This is a genomic window from Streptomyces sp. NPDC058985, from assembly GCF_042740985.1.
GTDB lineage: Bacteria > Actinomycetota > Actinomycetes > Streptomycetales > Streptomycetaceae > Streptomyces.
In genome coordinates this window covers 44,276-67,754 of the sequence record NZ_JBHYJX010000045.1, presented here as the reverse complement: position 1 = coordinate 67,754, position 23,479 = coordinate 44,276, and the positions used below count along the sequence as shown (strand labels likewise).

16 protein-coding genes and 1 pseudogene are annotated in these 23,479 nt (G+C 72.6%); 15 read left to right on the top strand and 2 right to left on the bottom strand.

Annotation, left to right across the window (positions count from 1 at the left end; genetic code table 11):
- From ACFW01_RS30795 to ACFW01_RS30765, 7 genes and pseudogenes are all read left to right on the top strand, one after another.
- Nucleotides 1–1,232, top strand: a pseudogene (locus ACFW01_RS30795) (alpha-1,4-glucan--maltose-1-phosphate maltosyltransferase); the annotation flags it as partial.
- Nucleotides 1,229–2,947, top strand: coding sequence for a maltose alpha-D-glucosyltransferase (treS, locus tag ACFW01_RS30790; protein ID WP_383135650.1), 1,719 nt, complete (start codon nucleotides 1,229–1,231; stop codon nucleotides 2,945–2,947). The pseudogene ACFW01_RS30795 and the gene treS, both read left to right, overlap by 4 nt.
- A 28-nt stretch (nucleotides 2,948–2,975) precedes the next feature.
- Nucleotides 2,976–4,337, top strand: a complete 1,362-nt coding sequence (locus tag ACFW01_RS30785) for a maltokinase (protein ID WP_234959330.1) — start codon at nucleotides 2,976–2,978, stop codon at nucleotides 4,335–4,337.
- Between the two features lie 3 nt (nucleotides 4,338–4,340).
- Nucleotides 4,341–6,560 (top strand): 1,4-alpha-glucan branching protein GlgB, encoded by a 2,220-nt coding sequence (glgB, locus tag ACFW01_RS30780; protein ID WP_234959329.1) that lies wholly within the window; start codon nucleotides 4,341–4,343, stop codon nucleotides 6,558–6,560.
- A 72-nt stretch (nucleotides 6,561–6,632) separates the two neighbouring features.
- Nucleotides 6,633–7,724, top strand: coding sequence for a glutamate--cysteine ligase (locus tag ACFW01_RS30775; protein WP_384509089.1), 1,092 nt, complete (start codon nucleotides 6,633–6,635; stop codon nucleotides 7,722–7,724).
- A gap of 132 nt (nucleotides 7,725–7,856) precedes the next feature.
- Nucleotides 7,857–9,767, top strand: a complete 1,911-nt coding sequence (locus ACFW01_RS30770; RefSeq protein ID WP_234959327.1) for an AMP-dependent synthetase/ligase — start codon at nucleotides 7,857–7,859, stop codon at nucleotides 9,765–9,767.
- A 154-nt stretch (nucleotides 9,768–9,921) separates the two neighbouring features.
- On the top strand, nucleotides 9,922–10,356 hold the full coding sequence (locus ACFW01_RS30765; protein WP_234959326.1) for an ATP-binding protein: 435 nt from the start codon (nucleotides 9,922–9,924) through the stop codon (nucleotides 10,354–10,356).
- Nucleotides 10,357–10,364: 8 nt separating this feature from the next.
- Here ACFW01_RS30765 and ACFW01_RS30760 read toward each other — a convergent pair whose 3' ends face one another.
- Together ACFW01_RS30760 and ACFW01_RS30755 are read right to left on the bottom strand one after the other, a co-directional pair.
- Nucleotides 10,365–10,814 (bottom strand): ATP-binding protein, encoded by a 450-nt coding sequence (locus ACFW01_RS30760; protein ID WP_234959325.1) that lies wholly within the window; start codon nucleotides 10,812–10,814, stop codon nucleotides 10,365–10,367.
- A 54-nt stretch (nucleotides 10,815–10,868) separates the two neighbouring features.
- Nucleotides 10,869–11,234 (bottom strand): PRC-barrel domain-containing protein, encoded by a 366-nt coding sequence (locus tag ACFW01_RS30755; protein WP_384509104.1) that lies wholly within the window; start codon nucleotides 11,232–11,234, stop codon nucleotides 10,869–10,871.
- A 313-nt stretch (nucleotides 11,235–11,547) separates the two neighbouring features.
- Here ACFW01_RS30755 and ACFW01_RS30750 point away from each other — a divergent pair, with 313 nt between their 5' ends.
- From ACFW01_RS30750 to ACFW01_RS30715, 8 genes are all read left to right on the top strand, one after another.
- Nucleotides 11,548–15,546, top strand: coding sequence for a HAMP domain-containing protein (locus ACFW01_RS30750; protein WP_384509084.1), 3,999 nt, complete (start codon nucleotides 11,548–11,550; stop codon nucleotides 15,544–15,546).
- A 217-nt stretch (nucleotides 15,547–15,763) separates the two neighbouring features.
- Complete coding sequence (locus ACFW01_RS30745) at nucleotides 15,764–18,187, top strand: SpoIIE family protein phosphatase (protein ID WP_384509101.1); 2,424 nt, start codon at nucleotides 15,764–15,766, stop codon at nucleotides 18,185–18,187.
- Between the two features lie 114 nt (nucleotides 18,188–18,301).
- Nucleotides 18,302–18,694, top strand: coding sequence for an STAS domain-containing protein (locus ACFW01_RS30740; protein ID WP_234959323.1), 393 nt, complete (start codon nucleotides 18,302–18,304; stop codon nucleotides 18,692–18,694).
- Nucleotides 18,695–18,845: 151 nt separating this feature from the next.
- The gene (locus ACFW01_RS30735) at nucleotides 18,846–19,736 is read left to right on the top strand and encodes an STAS domain-containing protein (RefSeq protein WP_234959322.1); all 891 of its coding nucleotides are present in this window, start codon (nucleotides 18,846–18,848) and stop codon (nucleotides 19,734–19,736) included.
- A complete protein-coding gene (locus ACFW01_RS30730) occupies nucleotides 19,733–20,164 on the top strand; it encodes an STAS domain-containing protein (RefSeq protein WP_234959321.1) in 432 nt (143 codons plus the stop codon). Before ACFW01_RS30735 ends, ACFW01_RS30730 begins: the two co-directional genes overlap by 4 nt.
- Nucleotides 20,164–20,604 (top strand): anti-sigma regulatory factor, encoded by a 441-nt coding sequence (locus tag ACFW01_RS30725; protein ID WP_234959320.1) that lies wholly within the window; start codon nucleotides 20,164–20,166, stop codon nucleotides 20,602–20,604. Before ACFW01_RS30730 ends, ACFW01_RS30725 begins: the two co-directional genes overlap by 1 nt.
- A complete protein-coding gene (locus ACFW01_RS30720; protein WP_384509079.1) occupies nucleotides 20,604–21,671 on the top strand; it encodes an ATP-binding SpoIIE family protein phosphatase in 1,068 nt (355 codons plus the stop codon). Before ACFW01_RS30725 ends, ACFW01_RS30720 begins: the two co-directional genes overlap by 1 nt.
- Entirely contained in the window at nucleotides 21,668–23,398 is a 1,731-nt protein-coding gene (locus tag ACFW01_RS30715; RefSeq protein ID WP_384509076.1) for a PP2C family protein-serine/threonine phosphatase, read from the top strand. Before ACFW01_RS30720 ends, ACFW01_RS30715 begins: the two co-directional genes overlap by 4 nt.
- Nucleotides 23,399–23,479 lie beyond the last annotated feature (81 nt).

The window sequence follows — 23,479 nt, the reverse complement described above, 5'->3', positions numbered from 1 at the left end:
ACACCCTCTCCGCCACCCCCGACGACGTCGGCGTCCCCTGGGCCATCGGCTCCCCCGAAGGCGGCCACGACACCCTCCACCCCGCCCTGGGCACCCTCGACGACTTCGACCACTTCGTCCGCACCGCCGCCCAGCACGGCCTCGAAGTCGCCCTCGACTTCGCCCTCCAGTGCTCCCCCGACCACCCCTGGGTCCACAAACACCCCGACTGGTTCCACCACCGCCCCGACGGCACCATCGCCTACGCCGAGAACCCGCCCAAGAAGTACCAGGACATCTACCCCGTCGCCTTCGACGCCGACCTCGACGGCCTGGTCACCGAGACCCTGCGCGTCCTGCGCCTGTGGATGGACCACGGCGTGCGCATCTTCCGCGTCGACAACCCCCACACCAAACCCGTCGTCTTCTGGGAACGCGTCATCGGCGAGATCAACCGCGCCGACCCCGACGTCATCTTCCTGGCCGAGGCCTTCACCCGCCCCGCGATGATGCACACCCTCGCCCAGATCGGCTTCCAGCAGTCCTACACCTACTTCACCTGGCGCAACACCAAGCGGGAACTGACCGAGTACCTCACCGAACTGACGGGGGACGCCGCCTCCTACATGCGGCCCAACTTCTTCGCCAACACCCCCGACATCCTGCACGCCTACCTCCAGACCGGCGGCCGCCCCGCCTTCGAGGTCCGCGCCGTCCTCGCCGCCACCCTCTCCCCCACGTGGGGCATCTACAGCGGCTACGAACTGTGCGAGCACACCCCCCTGCGCGAGGGCAGCGAGGAGTACCTCGACTCCGAGAAGTACCAGCTCAAGCCACGCGACTGGGCCGCCGCCGCCCGCGAGGGCCGCACCATCGCCCCCCTCATCACCAAGCTCAACACCATCCGGCGCGACCATCCCGCGCTGCACCGGCTGCGCAACCTCCGCTTCCACCGGACCGACAACGACGCGCTGATCGCGTACAGCAAGCGCCTCGGGTCCGACACCGTCCTGGTGGTCGCCAACCTCGATCCGCATCGCACCCAGGAGGCCACGATCTCCCTCGACATGCCGCAGCTCGGCCTGGACTGGCACGAGACCGTGCCCGTCCACGACGAACTCACGGGTCAGACCTACCACTGGGGCCGGACGAACTACGTGCGCCTGGAGCCCGGCGGGGCTCCCGCCCACGTCTTCCACGTCCGCCGGCCGTCCGCCGCCGCGCCCCAGAACGGAGGGTCGGGAGCCTCATGACCGTCAACGAGCCCGTGCCGGACACCTTCGAGGACACCCCGGCCAAGGACCGTGACCCGGACTGGTTCAAACGAGCCGTCTTCTACGAGGTCCTCGTCCGCTCCTTCCAGGACAGCAACGGCGACGGCGTCGGCGACCTCAAAGGGCTGACCGCCAAGCTGGACTACCTGCAGTGGCTGGGCGTGGACTGCCTCTGGCTCCCGCCCTTCTTCAAGTCACCGCTGCGCGACGGCGGTTACGACGTCTCCGACTACACCGCGGTGCTCCCCGAGTTCGGCGACCTCGCCGACTTCGTGGAGTTCGTCGACGCCGCCCACCAGCGCGGCATGCGCGTCATCATCGACTTCGTCATGAACCACACCAGCGACCAGCACCCGTGGTTCCAGGAGTCCCGCAAGAACCCCGACGGCCCCTACGGCGACTACTACGTCTGGGCCGACGACGACACCCAGTACGCGGACGCCCGCATCATCTTCGTGGACACCGAGGCGTCCAACTGGACCTACGACCCGGTCCGCGGCCAGTACTACTGGCACCGGTTCTTCTCCCACCAGCCGGACCTCAACTACGAGAACCCGGCCGTACAGGAGGAAATGCTGGCCGCGCTGAAGTTCTGGCTCGACCTGGGCGTCGACGGCTACCGCCTCGACGCCGTTCCCTATCTGTACGCCGAAGAGGGCACCAACTGCGAGAACCTGCCCGCCTCGCACGCCTTCCTCAAGCGCGTCCGCCGCGAGATCGACGCCCAGTACCCGGACACCGTGCTGCTGGCCGAGGCCAACCAGTGGCCCGAGGACGTGGTCGACTACTTCGGCGACTACTCCGCGGGCGGCGACGAGTGCCACATGGCGTTCCACTTCCCGGTCATGCCGCGCATCTTCATGGCGGTCAGAAGAGAGTCTCGCTACCCGGTCTCCGAGATCCTCGCCAAGACCCCGGCCATCCCGTCCGGCTGCCAGTGGGGCATCTTCCTGCGCAACCACGACGAGCTGACCCTGGAAATGGTCACCGACGAAGAGCGCGACTACATGTACGCGGAGTACGCCAAGGACCCGCGGATGCGCGCCAACATCGGCATCCGGCGGCGGCTCGCGACCCTGCTGGACAACGACCGCGACCAGATCGAACTGTTCACCGCGCTGCTGCTCGCCCTCCCCGGCTCACCGATCCTCTACTACGGCGACGAGATCGGCATGGGCGACAACATCTGGCTCGGCGACCGCGACGCCGTGCGCACCCCCATGCAGTGGACCCCGGACCGCAACGCCGGCTTCTCCACCTGTGACCCCGGGCGCCTCTACCTGCCGACGATCATGGACCCGGTCTACGGCTACCAGGTGACGAACGTCGAGGCGGCCATGGCCTCGCCCTCGTCCCTGCTGCACTGGACCCGGCGCATGATCGAGATCCGCAAGCAGAACCCCGCCTTCGGCCTGGGCACCTACACCGAACTGCCCTCCTCCAATCCCGCGGTACTCGCCTTCCTGCGGGAGTACGAGGACGACCTCGTGCTGTGCGTGAACAACTTCGCCCGGTTCGCGCAGCCCACCGAACTGGACCTGCGCGAGTTCGCCGGACGCCACCCCGTCGAGCTGTTCGGCGAAGTCCGCTTCCCCGCCATCGGCGAGCTGCCGTACCTGCTGACCCTCGGGGGCCACGGCTTCTACTGGTTCCGGCTCACCCGAGTCGCATCCCGCATCGGCCGCCGCGCTTGAGCCTGGGCCGAGGAAAGGACGCGTCACCATGCCGAAGACCGCACCCCTGCGCCCGAGACGCAGGCAACTCGCCGAGCCCATGGCGTCGCTCGGCGAGCTGCTGCGGGAGTGGCTGCCGCACCAGCGCTGGTTCGCCGGCAAGGACCGGCCCGTCGCCGAGCTGGGTCTGCTGTCGATGACCGAGCTGTTCCCGGGCTGTCTGCACCTCCTGGTGCACACCGGGCAGGGCCCCGTGCCCGCCCCGGGCGGCGCCCCCTCGGCCGGAGACTGCTACCAACTGCTGCTCGGCGTGCGCGAGCAGCCCTCGCCGCGTCTGGGCCGGGCGATCATCGGTCAGGTGCAGGACGGCCCGCTGGCCGGGCGGACGGTCTACGACGCGCTGCACGATCCGCGCACCGCACAGCTCCTCCTGGAACGGCTGCGGCACCCCGGCAAGGCGGGACCGCTGCGCTTCGAGTCCGACCCCGCGCGGCCGGTGCCCGGCGGACTCGCGCCGCGCCTCCTGGACGCCGAGCAGTCCAACTCCTCGCTGATCTACGGCGACGAGTTCATCCTCAAGCTCTTCCGGCGCGTCCAGCCGGGCGTCAACCCCGACCTGGAGGTGCCGGACGCGCTGGCCCGCCAGGGCTGCGGGCGGGTCCCGGCGCCGGTGGCGTGGATGCGCACGACGCATCCCTACGAGGCGACCCTCGGGGTGCTCCAGCCGTTCCTGCACGACGCCTCCGACGGCTGGACCCTCTCCCTGGACGCGCTCGCGTCCGGGGACGACTTCACCGTGCAGGCACACGAGCTGGGACAGGCCATGGGGGACGTGCACCTGGCGCTGGCCTCGGCCTTCCCGGCCGGGACCCCCGGGGAGAACGGCCGCACCGCGGCGGCGATGACCGAGCGGCTGACGGCCGCCGCGCACTGCGTCCCGGCGCTCCAGCCCTTCGTCCCGGGGCTGCGGGCCGCCTTCGCCGCGCTGTCCACCTGCGACTCCGGACCGCCCGCCCAGCGCATCCACGGCGACCTGCACCTCGGGCAGGTGCTGCGGGCCGGCCGGGACTGGTTCGTCATCGACTTCGAGGGCGAACCGTCCCGCCCGCTGGCCGAACGGCGCAGTGCCCACTCCCCCGTGCGGGACATCGCGGGCATGCTGCGCTCCTTCGACTACGCCGCCCGGCAGCGGCGCCCCTGGCGCCCCGAGTGGGCGCGCCGCTGCCGGGAGGCGTTCTGCGCGGGCTACGCCGCCCGCGCGGGCTGGGACCCCCGTAAGAAGCACGGCCTGCTGCGCGCCTACGAGACGGACCGGGCCGTGTATGAGGTGCTGTACGAGGCGCGGCACCGCCCCGACTGGCTTCCCGTACCCATGGCGGCGATCGAACGACTCGCCGTGAGAGGAGACTGACCCGTGGCACTCCGCGACACCTCACTCCCCGAGCCGTCCGCTCCCGTCCCGCCCGCACCCGGGGCGTGCGGTACCGCCCCGCCGCTGGACCCCGCCGACCGGGGGCGCCTGCTGGCGGGCGCCCACCACGATCCGCACGCCCTGCTCGGTGCCCACCCGGTCCCCGGCGGGGTCGCCTTCCGGGCGTTGCGGCCCTTCGCCCGCGAGGTGAGCGTGGTCGTGGACGGCGAGCGCCACGCCCTCGTCTCCGAGGAGGACGGCCTCTTCTCCGGTGTGCTGCCGCTGGCCGCGATCCCGGCGTACACCCTCGTCGTGGCGTACGAGGAGGGGGAGCACGAGGTCCACGACCCGTACCGCTTCCTGCCCGCCCTCGGCGAGCTGGACCTGCACCTGATCGCCGAGGGCCGGCACGAGGAGCTGTGGCGGGCGCTCGGTGCGGAGCCGATGAGCCACGAGGGCGTCACCGGCACCCGGTTCACGGTGTGGGCGCCGAACGCCCAGGGCGTGCGGGTCGCCACCGACTTCACGCACTGGGACGGCACCGCGTTCCCGATGCGCTCGCTGGGCTCGTCCGGGGTGTGGGAGCTGTTCCTGCCGGGCGTCGGTGAGGGCACCAAGTACAAGTTCGAGATCCACTCGCGCCACGGCCACCGGTTCCTCAAGGCCGACCCGATGGCCCGCGCGGCCGAGGAGCCGCCGAACACCGCGTCCGTGGTGACCGCCTCGCGGTACGAGTGGGGCGACGCGGAGTGGATGCGCACCCGGGCCGCCACTCCGGTGCACGAGGCGCCCTTCTCCGTGTACGAGGTGCACCTGGCGTCCTGGCGGCCGGGGCTCACCTACCGCGAGCTGGCCGAGGAGCTGCCCGCGTACGTCAAGGACCTGGGCTTCACCCACGTGGAGCTGATGCCGGTCGCCGAGCACCCCTACGGCCCGTCGTGGGGCTACCAGGTCACCGGCTTCTACGCGCCGACCGCGCGCCTCGGCTCGCCCGACGACTTTCGCTTCCTGGTCGACGCCCTGCACCGGGCGGGCCTCGGCGTGATCATGGACTGGGTGCCGGCGCACTTCCCGAAGGACGACTGGGCGCTGGGCCGCTTCGACGGCGAACCGCTGTACGAGCCCGGGGACTCCCGGCGCGCCGAGCACCCGGACTGGGGGACGTACACCTTCGACTTCGCCCGGACCGAGGTGCGCAACTTCCTCGTAGCGAACGCGGTGTACTGGTGCGAGGAGTTCCACATCGACGGGCTGCGGGTGGACGCGGTCGCCTCGATGCTCTACCTGGACTACTCGCGCGACTCGGGGCAGTGGGAGCCCAACCGGTACGGCGGCCGCGAGGACCTGGCGGCCATGGCGTTCCTCCAGGAGATGAACGCGACCGTCTACCGGCGCTGCCCCGGCGTGGTGACCATCGCCGAGGAGTCGACGGCGTGGGGCGGGGTGACCCGGCCCACCGACACGGGCGGGCTCGGCTTCGGCCTGAAGTGGAACATGGGCTGGATGCACGACTCGCTGGAGTACGCCGCGCACGAGCCGGTGCACCGCAAGTACCACCACCACGAGATGACGTTCTCGATGGTGTACGCGTACAGCGAGAACTACGTCCTGCCGATCTCCCACGACGAGGTGGTGCACGGCAAGCAGGCGCTGGTGTCGAAGATGCCGGGCGACTGGTGGCAGCGGCGGGCGAACGTGCGCGCCTACCTCGGCTTCATGTGGGCCCACCCCGGCAAGCAGCTGCTCTTCATGGGCCAGGAGTTCGCGCAGGGCGCCGAGTGGTCCCAGGAGCAGGGGCCGGAGTGGTGGCTGCTGGACGAGGGGTACCACTCGGCGGCCGACCACCGCGGGATCCAGGACCTGGTCCGCGAGCTCAACACCCGCTACGCGCGCACCCCGGCGCTGTGGCAGCGCGACACCGACCCGGCCGGTTTCCGGTGGGTCGCGGTGGACGCGGCCGAGGACAACGTCTTCGCGTTCCTGCGGTTCGACGCGGCGGGCGCCCCGCTGCTGGCGGTGTCGAACTTCTCCCCCGTCGTGCGGCACGAGTACCGGCTGGCCGTCCCGGACGAGCCCGTCGCCTGGCAGGAGGTGCTCAACACCGACGCCGGGGAGTACGGCGGCAGCGGGGTGACCAACCCCGGCCCGGTCAAGCCCGAGGACGGCGCCGTCCGGATCACGCTGCCTCCGCTGGCCACGGTGTGGCTGACGCCGTTCCTGTGAGACGACCAGGTGTCCGACCGGCTGCCCGGGGCAGTCGGTTGGTCCCGGGAGCCCACAGAGAGGCGGCACCACGTGCGCACCGTCGGAGTGGAGGAGGAACTCCTCCTGGTCGACCCCGTGACCGGAGAGCCACGGGCGCTGTCCGCCGCCGTGCTGGCCAGGGCGTCGCTCGACGACGCCGAACAGGACGTGTTCGAGAAGGAACTGCACGAGCAGATGCTCGAGTTCGCCACCCATCCGCAGGCGGACATGGAGCGGCTGCACTCGGAGATCGTCCGCTGCCGTGAGGAGGCGGGCCGGCACGCCGGGGGGATCGGGTGCGCCGTCGCCGCGCTCGCCTCGTCGCCGTTGCCGGTCACCCCGTCGATCGGCGTGAACCGCCGCTACGAGTGGATGGCCGACCAGTACGGCGTCGTTGTCCAGGAGCAGCTGGTCCTCGGCTGCCACGTGCACGTCTCGGTCGGCTCCGACGAGGAGGGCGTCGCGGTCATCGACCGGGTGCGGCCCTGGCTGCCGCTGCTGACCGCGCTGAGCGCGAACTCCCCGTTCTGGCAGGGGGAGGACTCCTCGTACAGCAGCTACCGCAGCCGGGTCTGGCAGCGGTGGCCGTCGGCGGGTCCGACGGAGCTGTTCGGTTCGGCCGAGCGCTACCACCGCCGGGTCGCGGACATGCTCGCCACGGGCACGATCCTCGACGACGGGATGGTCTACTTCGACGTCCGGCTCTCCCGGCGCTATCCGACGGTCGAGTTCCGGGTGGCGGACGTCTGCCTGGACGCGGGGACCGCGGTCGTCCTCGCCGCCGTGGCCCGCGCTCTGGTCGAGACGGCCGCCCGGGAGTGGCGCGCGGGCACCGAGCCGGACGGGCACAGCGTGAGCCTGCTCCGCCTCGCGGCCTGGCGGGCGGCCCGCTCCGGGCTGACGGAGGAACTGCTGCACCCCGCGACGATGCGGCGGATGCCCGCCGCGGTGGTGGTACGGGCATTGGTGGCGCACGTGGAGGAGGCGCTGGCCGACCACGGCGACCTCGACCGGGTGCGCGAGGGCGTCGAGACGCTGCTGCGCCACGGCAACGGCGCCCGGGTGCAGCGCGAGCTTTTCGAGCGCACGGGCAGTCTGCGTGAGGTCGTCACCGCGTGCGTGCGCCGCACCCAGGCGGCCTGAACCGAGATCACCGCGCGGACACACTTCTGCCGTCCCGGCCCCCCGCGGCCTGCGGCTCGGCTAGATTCCGAGCACCGCCGGCCACGGTACTCGTGGGTGGTGTCACCGTCCGTACACGTCAGGAGCCAGCGTATGCGCGACCTCGCTCCCGCTCCCCGGGCCGCCGGGCCGCTGACCGGCGGGCTCGCCGACAGCCTCTTCGAGACGGCCGTCCGCACGCCGACCCTGCCGATGCTCGCGCGCCGCCGCGGCCCCGACTCCGCGGTCTGGGACGAGGTGACGGCGGTGGAGGTCCGCGACGAGGTGGCCGACCTGGCCAAGGGGCTGATAGCGAGCGGGATCCAGCCGGGCGACCGGGTGGCGATCCTGGCCCGTACCCGGTACGAGTGGACGGTCTTCAGCCACGCCCTGTGGACGGTGGGCGCCGAGGTCGTGCCGATCTATCCGACCTCCTCGCGCGACCAGGTCGAGTACATCCTGCGGGACGCCGGCTGTGTGGGCGTGCTGGTCGAGGACGAGCAGAGCGTGATGACCGTCGGCTCGGTGTGCGCGTCGCTGCCGGCCCTGCGGCACGTCTGGCAACTGGACGCGGGGGCGCTGGACGCGCTCGTGGCGCGCGGCGAGTACCTCCCGTTCGCCACCGTCGACTCAATGCGCCGCATCGTGCTGCCGGACGCCACGGCGGTCGTCGCCTACACCTCGGGGGCGTCGGGCCGGGCCATGGGCTGTGCGCTCAGCCACCGCGGGCTGGCCCGCCCGTGCGACACGCTGATCGCGGGCTGGGGCCACACGGTGGCGCCGGAGGGGGAGCAGGGCGCGGTCCTCGCCTACCTCCCCTTCTCGCACGTGTACGGGCTGATGATCCAGACCCTGTGTGTGCGGGGCGGGCTCCTGATGGCCCACGAACCCGCGATGACCGGCGAGGCGCTCTCCTCGGCCCTGCGTTCCTTCCGTCCGACGTATCTGTACGCGGTCCCCTCGGTCCTGGAGAAGATCTACAAGAATTTCCTGCGCACGGCCCAGCAGGCGGGGCGCGGAGCACTGTTCGAGCGGGCCGCCGGCACGGCGCGGGACTTCGCCGCGGCGCTGGAGCGCCAGCGGCTGGGCAGGGGGCCGGGACCCGGCTTCGACCTGCGGCTCCAGCACGCCCTGTACGAGCGGACGGTGTACCGCCGGCTGCGGAACGCGCTGGGGGGCCGGGTGCTGCGGGCGACGTCCGGCGGTTCGCCGCTCAGCCGCGAGCTGTCCCTCTTCTGGGAGGGCATCGGGGTCTACGTCCACGACGGCTACGGCCTGACGGAGACCAGCGGCGGACTGACGATGCAGCCACTGGGCCGGGAGAAGTCGGGCACCGTCGGGCAGCCGTTGCCCGGCATGGAGATCCGGCTGGCCGACGACGGGGAGATCCTGGTGCGCGGGCCGTCGCTGTTCCAGGGGTACGTCGGTGACGAGGCCGCCACCCGCGAGGTGATGCGCGGGGGCTGGCTGGCCACCGGCGACCTCGGGCACCTGGACGACGAGAACTATCTGGCGATCACCGGCCGCAAGAAGGACATCATCATCACCAGCGGCGGCAAGAGTGTCGCCCCGGCCGCCCTGGAGCAGCGGCTACGGATGCACCCGCTGGTGCACCAGGCGGTGGTGGTCGGCGACAACCGGCCCTGTGTCGGTGCCCTGATCACGCTGGACCCGGAGTTCCTGACGCACTGGCGGGCGGCGCTGGCCGTACAGGGCGACACCGCGGCCCGTGAGGCACGTGAGGAGAACGCGCTGCGGGAGGAGGTCGCGCGGGCCGTGGCCGCCGCCAACAGCGCGGTGTCCCGCTCGGAGTCCATCCGGGTCTTCCGCGTCCTGCCGGAGCCCTTCGACGTGGCCAACGGGCTGCTCACCCCGTCGATGAAGCTGCGGCGGGACGAGATCGTGCGGACCTACGCCCTGGAGATCGACGCGATGTACGAGGCGCGCTCGCACCGCCGGCCGCCGCAGTCGCCGCCCGAGGAGCCGGCCGGCTGGGAGGAGTCGGACAGCGTGTTCCTGCGCTGAACCGCGCCCGGGGGTGACAGGGCCGTCACCCCGGGTCGCACCGCGAGGGCGGGGCACACCGACGCGACTAGCCTCGGCCGTCTCGGGAACTAACAAACGAAGGGAATGCGAAGGAAGGACGAGGCCCGGCGGGTGCCGGGCCGGGGAAGGCGAGATGGCAGCCGAGTCGCGTAGGGACAGGACACTGGCTTCCGAGGAGATCACGAACCGCACGGCAAGCTTCACCGGGGAACTGCACAATGTGACCGGTGCGCGGCTGGTCGCGGAGGAGTTCCTCTACGACCTGGCCCGTGCGGCGCCTCCCGCGGCGCCCGAGCACTGGGACGACATCCTCCTCGTGGTCACCGAACTGGCGGCGAACGCCGTGCAGTACGCCCCCGGGCCGTTCCAGCTCCGGCTGCGCCGTACCTTCGACGGCGTGCACGTGGTGATGCACGACACCAGCACGACCGAGCCCTCGCCGCGTCCCTTCCATCCGAGCAACGGCGGCGGCGGCATCGGCTGGCACCTGATCCACACCTTGTCCGACCAGGTGAGCGTCGTCACCGGTGAGCGGGGCAAGGACATCCACGTCTTCCTGCCCTGGTGACCTCGCGGTCAGGTGCTCGCGGGGCGCAGGGGCACCAGCACGCTGATCGTCTTGCCGCCGCCCTCCCGCAGGTCCACGGCGATGTCCCGGGCCAGCCGGGCGACCAGCGGCCAGCCGTAGCCGCCTCCGGGGTGCGTGGTGGGGAAGGCGTACACGGCCCGTGGCACCACCGCGCTGTGGTCGTGCACGGCGATCCACAGCCCCTCGGGCGTCGGCCGCACCTCGAAGCCGGCCAGTCCGTCGCCGTGCCGGATCGCGTTGGTGACCAGCTCCGAGACCACGAGCAGCAGGTCGATGACGTCCTCGTCGCGGACCGTGCGGCCGGGGCCGGCCCACTGGGCGCGTGCCACCGACTCGGCGTACGCGCGTGCCGCCGCCGCGCTGTCCACCACGGCCGGTGCCGGCACCCCTGGGGGCGCGCCGGACGCAGCCGTGATGGTCCCTTCGCTTGGTTCCATGTCCTGGGTCCCCGTTTTCAGCGTGTTGCGCGTGTGCTCTCTTCCGGCGCCCGGTCAGGTCGCGGGAGTCTCCCGCGGCGGCAGCCGATGGTAGTAGTCGCCGACGGACGCCAGGTAGTCGCGGTCCATCGTCTCGCTGTCGGTCCGAAACCGCGGCGCGGCCTTCACCTCGACCCTGGTGCAGGTCAGCGTGACCGTGCGGGACTCGGGGTCGATGGAGCGGACCACGCCGACCGGCACCAGCACGCTCCGGCCGAACACCCAGACTCCGGTGTCGACGACCAGGTGCCGCATGCCGAAGTGCTCGGCCTGCCGGTCCACGTGCCCGATGGTTCCGTCCTCCGCGACGACGGTGCAGCCCGTCAGGTCCTGTCCCTCCACGTGACCGCTGTCCGCCGCGTACGACCAGATGCTCTCCATCGGCACGCTGTCCCTTCCCTCCCGTTTCGGCGACCTCCGCGGGGCCGGTCCGGCCCCACAGCAGCAGATACCCGGCCGGGGCCGCCGCATTCGGGCCCGAGGTCCGATCGGGGGTGGCGAAATGCCGCCGCGCAAGGGGGGCGGCCCCGCTTTGTCCGCACCCCGCACCTGGGTTAATCTCGGGCGTATTTTCTCATCGTGCGGATCCGTGAACAGCGGAAATGCCACGCAACAGCCCGGACCCACCCAATCGGTCCGGAGGGGGTCCGAGTCCTCGCTCCGAGGGCTCCTGGGGAGCGGAACGAGGGTGCGCATGACCAACGACAGCGCCGGGGCCGTCGACGCGGTTCCGGCCGATCAGGAGTTGCGCCGCCTCCTGGCGGGCCTGACGGCCGTGCGGGACGGCGACTTCGGCACCCGGCTGCCGGACGACGCGGACGGCCTGATGGGCGACATCGCCAAGGTCTTCAACGGCATGGTCGACCAGTTGTCCGTGTTCACCTCCGAGGTGACCCGGGTGTCCCGCGAGGTCGGCACGGAGGGCACCCTCGGCGGACAGGCGAAGGTGCCGGGGGTCTCGGGCACCTGGGCCGACCTGACGGACTCGGTCAACGCCATGGCGGGCAACCTGACCACGCAGGTGCGTGACATCGCCCAGGTGGCCACCGCCGTGGCCAAGGGCGACCTCTCCCAGAAGATCGACGTCGACGCCCGCGGCGAGATCCTCGAACTCAAGAACACCATCAACACGATGGTCGACCAGCTCTCCGCCTTCGCCGACGAGGTCACCCGCGTCGCCCGCGAGGTCGGCACCGACGGGCGCCTCGGCGGCCAGGCCGACGTCCAGGGCGTCAAGGGCACCTGGCGCGATCTCACCGACTCGGTGAACTTCATGGCGGGCAATCTGACCAACCAGGTCCGCAACGTCGCCCAGGTGGCCACCGCCGTGGCCAAGGGCGACCTCTCCCAGAAGATCACCGTGGACGCGCGCGGCGAGATCCTGGAGCTGAAGAACACCATCAACACGATGGTCGACCAGCTCTCCGCCTTCGCCGACGAGGTCACCCGCGTCGCCCGCGAGGTCGGCACGGCCGGGAACCTGGGCGGCCAGGCCCGGGTGCGCGGGGTGTCGGGCACCTGGAAGGACCTCACCGACAACGTCAACGTGATGGCGTCGAACCTGACCGGCCAGGTCCGCTCCATCGCCCAGGTCGCCACCGCCGTGGCCCGGGGCGACCTGTCGCAGCGGATCACCGTCGACGCCAAGGGCGAGGTCGCGGCGCTGGCCGACGTCATCAACACGATGGTCGACACCCTGTCCGCCTTCGCCGACGAGGTCACCCGCGTCGCCCGCGAGGTCGGCACCGACGGACGCCTCGGCGGCCAGGCCAACGTGCCGAACGTCGCCGGCACCTGGAAGGACCTCACCGACAACGTCAACTCGATGGCCAACAACCTCACCGGCCAGGTGCGCAACATCGCGCTGGTGACGACCGCGGTGGCCCGGGGCGACCTGTCGAAGAAGATCGACGTCGACGCGCGCGGCGAGATCCTCGAACTGAAGACGACGATCAACACGATGGTCGACCAGCTCTCCGCCTTCGCCGACGAGGTCACCCGCGTCGCCCGCGAGGTCGGCACCGAGGGCCGGCTGGGCGGCCAGGCCGAGGTGGAGGGTGTCTCCGGCACCTGGAAGCGCCTCACGGAGAACGTCAACGAGCTGGCGGGCAACCTCACCCGCCAGGTCCGCTCGATCGCCCAGGTCACCTCCGCCGTCGCCGAGGGCGATCTGACCCGCTCCATCAACGTGGAGGCGTCCGGCGAGGTCGCCGAGCTCAAGGACAACATCAACTCCATGGTGGAGTCCCTGCGCGAGACCACCCGGGCCAACCAGGAGCAGGACTGGCTCAAGACCAACCTGGCCCGCATCTCCGGCCTGATGCAGGGCCACCGGGACCTGCCCGTGGTCGCCGAGCTGATCATGGACGAGCTGGTGCCGCTGGTGTCGGCGCAGTACGGCGCGTTCTACCTGGCCGAGGACGGCGACCAGGGCCCCGAACTGCGACTGGTCGGTTCCTACGGCTACCCGGAGAACACGGCCAGGCCCACCCGCTTCGCCTTCGGCCGCACCCTGGTCGGCCAGGCGGCGCGCAGCCGGCGCACCATCCTGGTGGACGACCTGCCGGCCGGCTACCTGACCGTCTCCTCGGGGCTCGGCGAGGTCGTGCCGACGGCTCTGGTGCTGCTGCCCATCGTGGTCGAGGGGCAGGTCCTCGGCGTCATCGAACTCGCCTCGGTCGCCCCGTTCACGCAGATCAACCAGGACTTCCTGCAAATGCTGATGGAGACCATCGGCGTGAACGTCAACACGATCGTGGCCAACGCCCGTACGGATGAACTCCTGGCCGAGTCGCAGCGCCTGACCGGCGAACTCCAGGCCCGCTCGGCGGAGCTGCAGGCGCAGCAGGAGGAACTCCAGCACTCCAACGCCGAGCTGGAGGACAAGGCGTCCCTGCTGGCGACGCAGAACCGGGACATCGAGGCGAAGAACCTCCAGATCGAACAGGCCCGGCAGGAGCTGGAGGCACGGGCCCAGCAGCTGTCGCTGGCCTCGAAGTACAAGTCGGAGTTCCTGGCCAACATGAGCCACGAACTGCGCACCCCGCTCAACAGCCTGCTGATCCTCGCCCAGTTGCTCGCCCAGAACCCCTCGCGCAACCTCACACCGAAGCAGGTCGAGTACGCGGGCATCATCCACTCCGCGGGCTCGGACCTGCTCCAGCTGATCAACGACATCCTGGACCTGTCGAAGGTCGAGGCGGGGAAGATGGACGTCGCCCCGGAGCGGGTGACGCTGCGGCAGCTCATCGAGTACGTCGAGGCCACCTTCCGGCCCATGACGACGCAGAAGGGCCTGGAGTTCACGGTGGCGACGGCCGCCGGTGCGCCCGCGGACCTGCTGACCGACGACTCCCGGCTGCGTCAGGTGCTGCGCAACCTGCTGTCCAACGCGGTGAAGTTCACCGAGCGGGGCGGCGTGGAGCTGGCCGTGGAACCGGCACCGGACGACGAGGTGCCCGCGGGCGTGGTCCGGGGCGGTGCCGTGGTGGCCTTCCGGGTGAAGGACACGGGCATCGGCATCCCCGAGCAGAACCTGGAGTCGATCTTCGGAGCGTTCCAGCAGGCGGACGGCACGACGAGCCGCAAGTACGGCGGCACCGGGCTCGGCCTGTCCATCACACGGGAGATCGCCCAGCTGCTCGGCGGCGCGGTCACCGTGGACAGCACGCCCGACCGGGGCAGCACCTTCACGCTGTTCCTGCCCGTCACCCGGCCCGACTTCGAGGAGCTGCGTCTCCGGGGCCCGGACCGGGTGCCGGACGAGTCGTCCGCCGACGTGCTCGACCGGCCGGCACCGGTGCCCGAGCTGACGAGCGGCGGTCACCGGCCGCGTCCGCGGCGGCTGCTGGTCGTGGAGGAACGTCCGCGCGGTCTGCTCACCCTCGTCGCGGAGAGCGTGATCGCCGATCTGACGCACGGGCGGGACGAGGCGGGCGACCGGCCCCCGCTCGACGTGATCACCGCCGTGGGGGCGCAGGAGGCGGCAGGCGCGCTGGCGGCCGAGCCGTGCCACTGCGTCGTCCTGGAGCTGGGCATGCCGGACGAGGAGGCGTCCCGGTTCCTGCACGCGCTGCGCGGCGACTCCGCGCTGGCGAGCGTGCCCGTGCTGGTGCACAGCGGTCACCGCGCGGACGCGGCCCTGGAGGAGAACCTGCGCTCCGGTGCGGCGGGCGGGGTGCTGGAGTTCCTGTCCAGCCTCGACGAGCTGCGCGAGCGCATCGCCCTGCACCTGGCCGCCGAGGAGCCCGGGGACGTACTGACCCTGGTCCGGCCGGAGGAGCCCCGGCGCGCGAGTGCGCGCCTCGTGGAGGACTCCCCCACCGGGCGCACCGTCCTCGTCGTCGACGACGACGCGCGCAACCTCTTCGCGCTCAGCGGGATCCTGGAGCTGCACGGTTTCCGTGTCCTGCACGCGGAGAACGGCCGCCGGGGGATCGAGAAGCTGACGCAGCACCCGGAGGTCGCGCTGGTCCTGATGGACGTGATGATGCCGGAGATGGACGGCTACACGGCGACGGCGGAGATCCGCCGGATGCCCGAGTACGCCGAGCTGCCGATCATCGCGGTCACCGCCAAGGCGATGCCCGGCGACCGGGAGAAGAGCCTCGCCTCGGGCGCCAGCGACTACGTCACCAAGCCCGTCGACACCCAGGACCTCATCGCCTGCGTCCGACGGTGGCTGCCCGCATGACCACACCGGCCCCCGTCCCGTACCAGGGTGGGCCGGACGGAGCGCGGCGCGGGCCGTCGCGCTCCGTGGCCCTCGCCAGCCGAGGAGCGTCCCCGTCGTGAGCAAGTCCGAGCAGTCCCGCGAACCGGCCGCCGCCACACCGCGGGAGGCGTCCGCCGCACCGCCCGGGGCACCCGGGCCGCCGCAGTCCTGCGCGCTCGACGGGCCGGCCGTCGGCATGCGCGCCCTGACGCCGCTGTCGCCCGTGGGCCGGCTGGCGGCCACCGTCGACCGGCTCAGCAGCGAGGTACGGGCCGCCCAGGCGGAGGCCGAGGGCCGGGCCCTGATCGAGCTGGCCAAGGGCATCCTGGTGGCGCGGCTCGGCTGCGGCCCGGCCCAGGCGGCGCGGCAGCTCGCCGAACTGGCCGAGCAGTCCGGGGCGACGTCGCTGGAGTTCGCGGTCGACGTCATCAACCAGGCGGCACGGGACCGGGTGTCGGAGGTGACGGACGCCTTCCTCGCGGCGACCGCCGCCGTGCGCTCCGAGTCCGACCGGGACCTCGGGACGGACACGGCCGGCGCGGACGGCGGGGACTCCCGGCGGGACGGGCCGCCCGGGGAGGCGGGGGCCGACTCCGCCGCCGTACGCCTGCGGGCCGCCGAGAGCGGCGCGCTGGCCGCGGGCGACACCCAGGCCGTGGCCGACTCCCTGCTGGAGCAGGCGCTGCGCCCGCTGGGCGCGGTCGCGGTGGCCATCTGGGCGGCCGGGTACGACGGGTCGCTCACCCTGGCCGGCAGCGCGGGGTTCTCCCCGGCCGAGGCCACCCGCTGGCGCTACGTGCCGCCGGACGTGGCGACGGTCGCCCGGTCCGGACTGACCGAGCGGGCGGGGCAGTGGATCACGTCGCTGGCGGAGACGGGGCTGCCCAGCGTGGGCCGGCACCAGTATCCGGACGGCGGCAGGGTCGCCGTGCCCGCCGGTACCGGAGGACGCCTGCACGGCGTGCTGGAGATCGCCTGGCCGGCGCCGCTGATGCCGCAGCCGCCGCAGGTGGTGCGCCAGGTGGAGGCCCTGGCGGAGCTGTGCGCGCACACCCTGGAGTCGTACACGCCGCCGAACGGCGCCGGGCAGCGGCCGCGGGTCATGCCGGACGCGGTCGAGCTGATGGACCTGGCCGACGGACTGTACGACCCCGCCCTGGTGCTGGTGCCGCACCTGGACGCCGACGGCCACCTGGCGGACTTCCGCATCCAGCACGTGAACGAGAGCTTCATGGACCCCGCCGGACGGCCGCGTGCCGTCGTGAGCGGTGCCCTGCTGCTGGAGGCGTACCCGTTGGCCGCCGGGGACAGCGAGCTGTTCCGGCACGTCGAGCGGGTGTACGCGACGGGTGAGCCGTTCCGGGCCCGGCGGATGAACCTGACCGCGCTGGTGGACCAGGTGGCGCTGTCGGCGGTCGCGGACATAAGCGTCAGCCGGCACGGCAACGCCGTCCTGCTCATCTGGCGGATCGAGGACGAGACGGCCCGGCTGGCCAGCCTCCTCCAGCACGCCCAGCGCCTGGGCCGCATCGGCGGTTTCGAGGAGAACCTGCTGACCGGCGAGATCACCTGGAACGGGCAGCTCTTCGACCTCTACGGACGGGCGAGGACGAGCACCCCGGTACGGCTGGAGGAGCTGGCCGCCCACGCCCATCCGGACGACGCCGTCGCCATCGGGCGCTTCCTGCGCACGCTGCTGCACCACCGGCGGCCGGCGTCGGCGGCGTTCCGGCTGCAGCGGCCGGACGGCGTGACCCGGCACGTGCGGGTGGTGGCCGAGCCGGTCCTGGACACCGACGACCGCCTGCTCGTCGTACGGGGTGCCTATCAGGACATCTCCGCCCAGCACTGGACCGAGGTGGCGCTCGCCGCGACGCGCGACCAGCTGGCCCACACCGAGCAGCAGGCCATCGAGCGCAACCGGCTGACCCTGCAGCTGCAGCACGCCATCATGCCGCCGGCGCAGACCCCGCTGAAGATGCCCGAACTCCAGGTGGCCGTCCGCTACCGGCCCGCGGAGACGGAGCAGTTGGTCGGCGGCGACTGGTACGACGCCGTGCTGCTGCCGAACGGTCTTGTGCTGCTGTGCGTCGGCGACGTGGCCGGACACGGCATAGAGGCGGCGACCAGCATGGTGGTGCTGCGCAACGCGCTGCGCGGTCTCGCGGTGACCGGGGCCGGTCCGGGCCAGCTGCTGTCCTGGCTCAACATCGTCGCGCACCACCTGACGGGCGGTGTCACCGCGACCGCGGTGTGCGGGCTGTACGACCCGGCCCGGCGCACCCTGCGCTGGGCCAGGGCGGGCCATCTGCCGCCGGTGCTGGTGCGCGGCGTACGGGCGGAGCGGCTGCCGCTGGTCAGGGGGATGCTGCTGGGCGCGGTCGCGGAGGCGGCGTACGAGGAGGCCGAGGTGCAGCTGGCCGGCGAGGACACGCTGCTCATGTACACCGACGGCCTGATCGAGCGCCGGGACCGCTCCGTGGAGGAGGCGCTGGACCAGTTGCTGACCACCGTCAGCCCGACGCCGACCACCCTGGACCAGCATCTGGACCGGCTGCTCACCTACAGCCGCTCGGACACCGACGACGACACGTGTCTGGTGGGCATCCGGGTCGGCTGAGGGCGGTCCGCGAACCCGTCCCGGCGGCCGTGCATGGGACCGGGATTCGGGGGTAATCGCCGGGCGCGGCGGATCACGACGGTCCGCCGCGACGCCGCGTTGTTGGAGGTACACGTGCCCATCGCCCAGAACCCGTTGTCCGTCGAGGTGACGCTGCCGCGGGAGGAGATCGCGCTGCTGAAGGTGGCGGGCTACCTGGACGTCGACACCGCGACCGAACTGCAGCATCACCTGGCCAACCAGCTCCACCACGGCCGACGGCACTTCCTGCTGGACCTGTCGGAGGTCCCGTTCATGGACTCCTCCGGCATGAACATCATCCTGCGGGTCTACCAGGAGGCGCGGGAGCTGCCGGGCAGTGTGCACATCATCTCACCCGCCCCGGCGGTGCGGCGCGTCCTGGACCTGACCGGGGTGAGTATCACCGTGCCGGTCTCGGAGAGCACCGAGGAGGCGCTCTCGCGCGTCGACGCGCAGCCGGAGGGTCCCGACGTGCCGGAGGTCTGAGCCCTTGCCGCCGCCGCGCGGGGACCGGTCGTGCGGGAGCAGGTGTCGTGCGAGGTCGGAGGGTGGTTACAGTTGTCGCCCGGCAGAGTCACATCACCGCCGCACCGCTTCGCGCGCTGCGGGCGGCAGGAGCGGATGAGGAGTGGAACAGGTGCCGGAAGAGGGAACCGCGGGATCGCCCACGCTTGAGATCAGGGACTTTCTGCGGCGCCGCCGGGAGCAGATCGCCCAGCGCTGGGCGGACGAGCCCCTGTTCCGGGCCGTGTTCACCGTCTCGCGCGACGAGGCGGTCGAGGCGGGCAAGGCCGTGGTGGACGCGCTGGCTCAAGTGGCGGACGCGGAACGGGTGGAGGATCCGGACGCCGCGGGATTCACGACGGTGCGCGAGCAGTTGGCGCGGATGGGAGCGGCCCGCTCCCGGGCGGGCCTGAGCAGCGCGCAGGTGTCGGGCGAACTGGCCACGCTGCGTGCGCCGGTGGAGAACCTGCTCCTGGCCGATCTGCCCGACGACTCCGTCGAGCACACCCGCTCCTGTCTCGCCACGCTGGGTGTACTGATGGGCACCCTGCGCGTCGTGGTGATGCAGACGGCGCTCAGCGAGGGCCAGGCACTCATCGACCGGCAGCGGCTGCAGTTGCTGGAGGTCGCCACTCCGGTGATCAAGCTGTGGGACGGCGTCGTGGCCGTGCCGCTGATCGGCACGCTGGACAGCGCCCGCAGCCAGGTGGTGATGGAGACTCTGCTGGACTCCATCGTGGAGCAGCAGGCGCGCTTCGCGATCCTGGACATCACCGGGGTCCCGACGGTGGACTCGCTGGTGGCCCAGCACCTGATGAAGACGGTCGCGGCGGCCCGGCTGATGGGCGCCGAGTGCTTGGTTTCCGGCATCCGGCCGGCGATCGCGCAGACCATGGTCCACCTCGGTCTCGACCTGGGCAACGTGCCCACCCGTGCGAGCCTGGCCGACGCGCTGGCGTATGTGCTGCACCAGCTCGGGGTCGGCATCGTGGCGCCCGGCGCGAACGGAGCGGTCACGCGGTGAGCGAGGGATTCCCGGGCCCCGGCGGGGCTCCCCTGGCGGGTCGTCTTCCGGTCCTGCGGCTCGGTGACGTCCTGCTGGTCACCCTGCAGGGCGACCTGCACGACAGCACGGCGCAGCAGCTCCAGGAGGATCTCGCCGAGACCATAGTGGGCAGTGGTGCCACGGGTGTGATCATCGACATCTCCGGCGTGGAGATCGTCGACTCCTTCCTCGGCCGGGTGCTGGCCGAGATCGCCGGGCAGAGCGGCCTGCTCGCCGCGCGCACCGTGGTGGTCGGCATGCGGCCCGCGGTCGCCATCACGCTGGTGGAGCTGGGGCTCACGCTGCCGGGCATGCAGACGGCGCTCAATACCGAGGCGGCCATGGAGTTCCTCACGGGGCAGGCCCCGACGTCCCGCTCCGGCGGCCTGCGCCGGGAGACTTTGTGATGCACACTGCCGCGGGCTCCCAGGCCCGCCTGCCGATCCGTTCGGACATGGATCTGGTGTGGGTGCGACAGCATGTGCGGCAGGCCGCCGCACAGACCGGCTTCGGGCTGGTGGACCAGACCAAGCTGGTCACGGCGGCCAGCGAGCTGGCACGCAACACGCTCGTGTACGGCGGTGGCGGAACGATGGAGACGGAGCAGCTGACCGACGGGGGCGTCCGGGGGCTGCGGCTCACCTTCGCCGACGAGGGACCGGGCATCGCGGATCTGGAGCAGGCGCTCAGCGACGGCTTCACCTCCGGTGAGGGGCTGGGCCTGGGGCTGGGAGGGGCCCGGCGGCTGGTGCACGAGTTCGCGATCGAGAGCGCCCCGGGCACGGGCACGACCGTGCGGGTGGCGTCCTGGGTGGGCAGACCGCCGCGGCCGCGCGAGGAGTCCTGATGCCACGCGTGTGGGACGTGCCGGTGCACGACTCGACCCGGGTGCGTGACGTCAGGGTGGCCGCGGAACAGGCGGCGGCACTGGCCGGACTGGACGAGCGGCGCACCGCCACCGCGGCGCTGGTGGCGACCGAGCTGGCCACCAACCTGCTCAAGCACGCCGGGGGCGGCCGGGTCCTCATCGACGTCGTCGCTCCGCCGGTCCTCGCCGGCGGCCGGGACGGAGCCCGGCTCGTGCAGGTCACCACGGTGGACCACGGGCCCGGGATCGCCGACGTGCCCGCCGCCCTGGGGGACGGTTTCACCACCGCGCGCTCCCTCGGTGCCGGTCTGGGCACCTGCGCGCGTCTCTCGGACCACTTCGACCTGCACAGCGTCCCGGGGCGGGGCACGGTGGTGGCGGCCCGGATCGGCGCCGTACCCGACGACGGCCCGGCCGCCGAGCCGGGCCCGGCGGACCGGGTGCGGGCCGGCGGCGTCAACCTTCCCTTCGGCGGGGCGGAGTACTCCGGCGACGCCTGGGCCTGGGTGCGCGCGGGCGACCTGGTCACGCTGATGCTGGCCGACGGTCTGGGCCACGGCCCGGAGGCGGCCCGTGCCTCGACCGCGGCCGTCGAGGCACTGCGCGGCGCGGCCCACGTCACCCCCGCGGACGCGCTGCGGCGGCTCGACCGGGCGCTGACCGGCACCCGCGGCGCGGCGGTAGCGGTGGCCCAGGTCGACACGCGGGCCGACGTGCTCAGGTTCGCCGGCGTCGGCAACATCGGGGCGCGGCTGTGCGAGGGCGGCACCTGGCGCCACCTGCTGTCCCGGCCGGGCATCATCGGCACCCACCGGCCCACCACCCTGCGTGAGGAGACGGCGGACTGGGCGGACGACCGGGTGCTGGTGCTGCACAGCGACGGTCTGCCGAGCCGCTGGACGCCGACGGCGGAGACCTGCCGCACGACGGCCGACCCGGCGGTGACCGCCGCCGTCACCCTCCGCGACGCGAGCAGCCCGGCCCGCCCGGTGCGGGACGACACCGCGGTCGCCGTGCTGGCCCCCGTCCCGGCGGACCGCCCATGACCCGGACCTGGCAGATCAGCGACGTCACCGACGCGGCCCGGGCGCGCGTCGCCACCGCGCGGCTGGCCGCGGCCTGCGGGGTGCCGCCGCTGGAGCGCACCCGCCTGACGGCCGCGGTCGGCGCGCAGCTGCGGCAGTGCCTGACCAAGGGCGGCACCTGGCGGCTGACCCTGACGACGGGCCCCGCGGGCCGTGCCCCGGCGGGGGCCGGGGCGGGCGCCCTGCACGCCGTGGTGACCTCGCCGGAGGCCGCTGCCGCGGGCGAGCCGCCGTGGCGGGTCACGGTGCCCTGCCCCGAGCCGGCCACGGATTTCGGGGACGCCGCCGTGGCGGACGACGCGGCCGGGCTGGCGGAGGCCCTGCTCGGTGCCGACGAGGACACGGCGCTGGTGCTGGAGCGGCTCGGCGAGCAGGAGGACCTGGTCGACTTCCACCGCGAGGAGTTGCAGCAGACCAACCAGGGCGTCGTGGCGCTGCACGCGGAGCTGGACGCCGCCGGGCGGGCCCAGCGGGAGGCGTTCGCCGCGGAACGCAAGGCGCGCACGGAGGCGGAGAACGCCCGGCGCCGGCTGACCTTCCTGGCGGACGCGAGCGCGGTGCTGACGGCGTCCCTGGACCACCACGAGATCGTGCGGCGGCTGCCGGAGCTGCTGGTGCCCGAGTACGCGGCGAGCGTCGACGTCTGGCTGTTCGAGCAGGACGACGGGCGGCCGGGGCAGGCGCATCCGGCGGCAGCCGTGGTCGCGGCCCGCACCGGGCGGCCGCAGTACGCCGCCGCGCACCCCGGGGGCCTGCGCGGCGTCCAGGACCAGCCGCCCTCGGCGCTGGACCCGGACCGGCCCGCGCTGTGCATCCCGCTGCCGACCCGGCAGGCGCCCCAGGGCGTGGTGACCCTGTCACCGCCGGGGGAGCTGTGGGACCCGGACGACGCCGTCATGCTGGTGGAGCTGACCCGGCGGGCGAGCATCGCCATCGACCACGCCCGGCGCTACCAGCACAACCGCGACATCGCGGAGACGCTCCAGCGGGCCCTGCTGACGGAGCTGCCCTCCCCGGCGGGCCTCGGGCTGGCCGCCCGCTACCTGCCGGCCACCCATGGGCTGAACATCGGCGGCGACTGGTACGACGCCTTCCGCCAGCCCGACGGCGGGGTCATCACCGTGGTCGGCGACGTCACCGGGCACGGGCTGCGCGCCGCCGTGATGATGAGCCAGCTGCGTACCGCGCTGCGGGCGTACGCCGTGGACGGCGGCAGCCCGGGGCGGCTGCTGACCCGGCTGCACACGTTCCTGCACCACCTGCAGCCCGACCTGTTCGCTACCGCCGTCATCGCGCGCTTCCACCCCGACGACCCGACCCTGACGTGGGCCGCCGCCGGCCATCCGCCGCCGGTGCTGCGGACCCCGGACGGGCAGGTGCGCATCCTGGACGACAAACCCGGAGCGATGCTCGGCATCCCGCTCCGCCAGGAGATCGCCGACCACACGGTGCCGCTGGCGCCCGGTTCCACACTCGCGCTGTACACCGACGGGCTGGTGGAGCGCCGCGCCCAGGGCATAGACCCGGGCATCGGGCGACTGGCCGACGCACTGGGCTCGTTCGCGCCGGCGGAGCTGGAGAGGGACCTGGAGGGTGCGGCGGACGGGCTCCTGGATCCGCTGCTCAGCGACTCCGAGCGGGACGACGACGTGTGCCTGCTGCTGTGCCACCTCCGTGGCCCGGCCTGACCGGCGGCACCACTCCCCCGGCCGCGCACTCCCCCGGCCGCGCCTGCCCGACCGCACCCGCCTGCCGCACCCGGCTGGCCG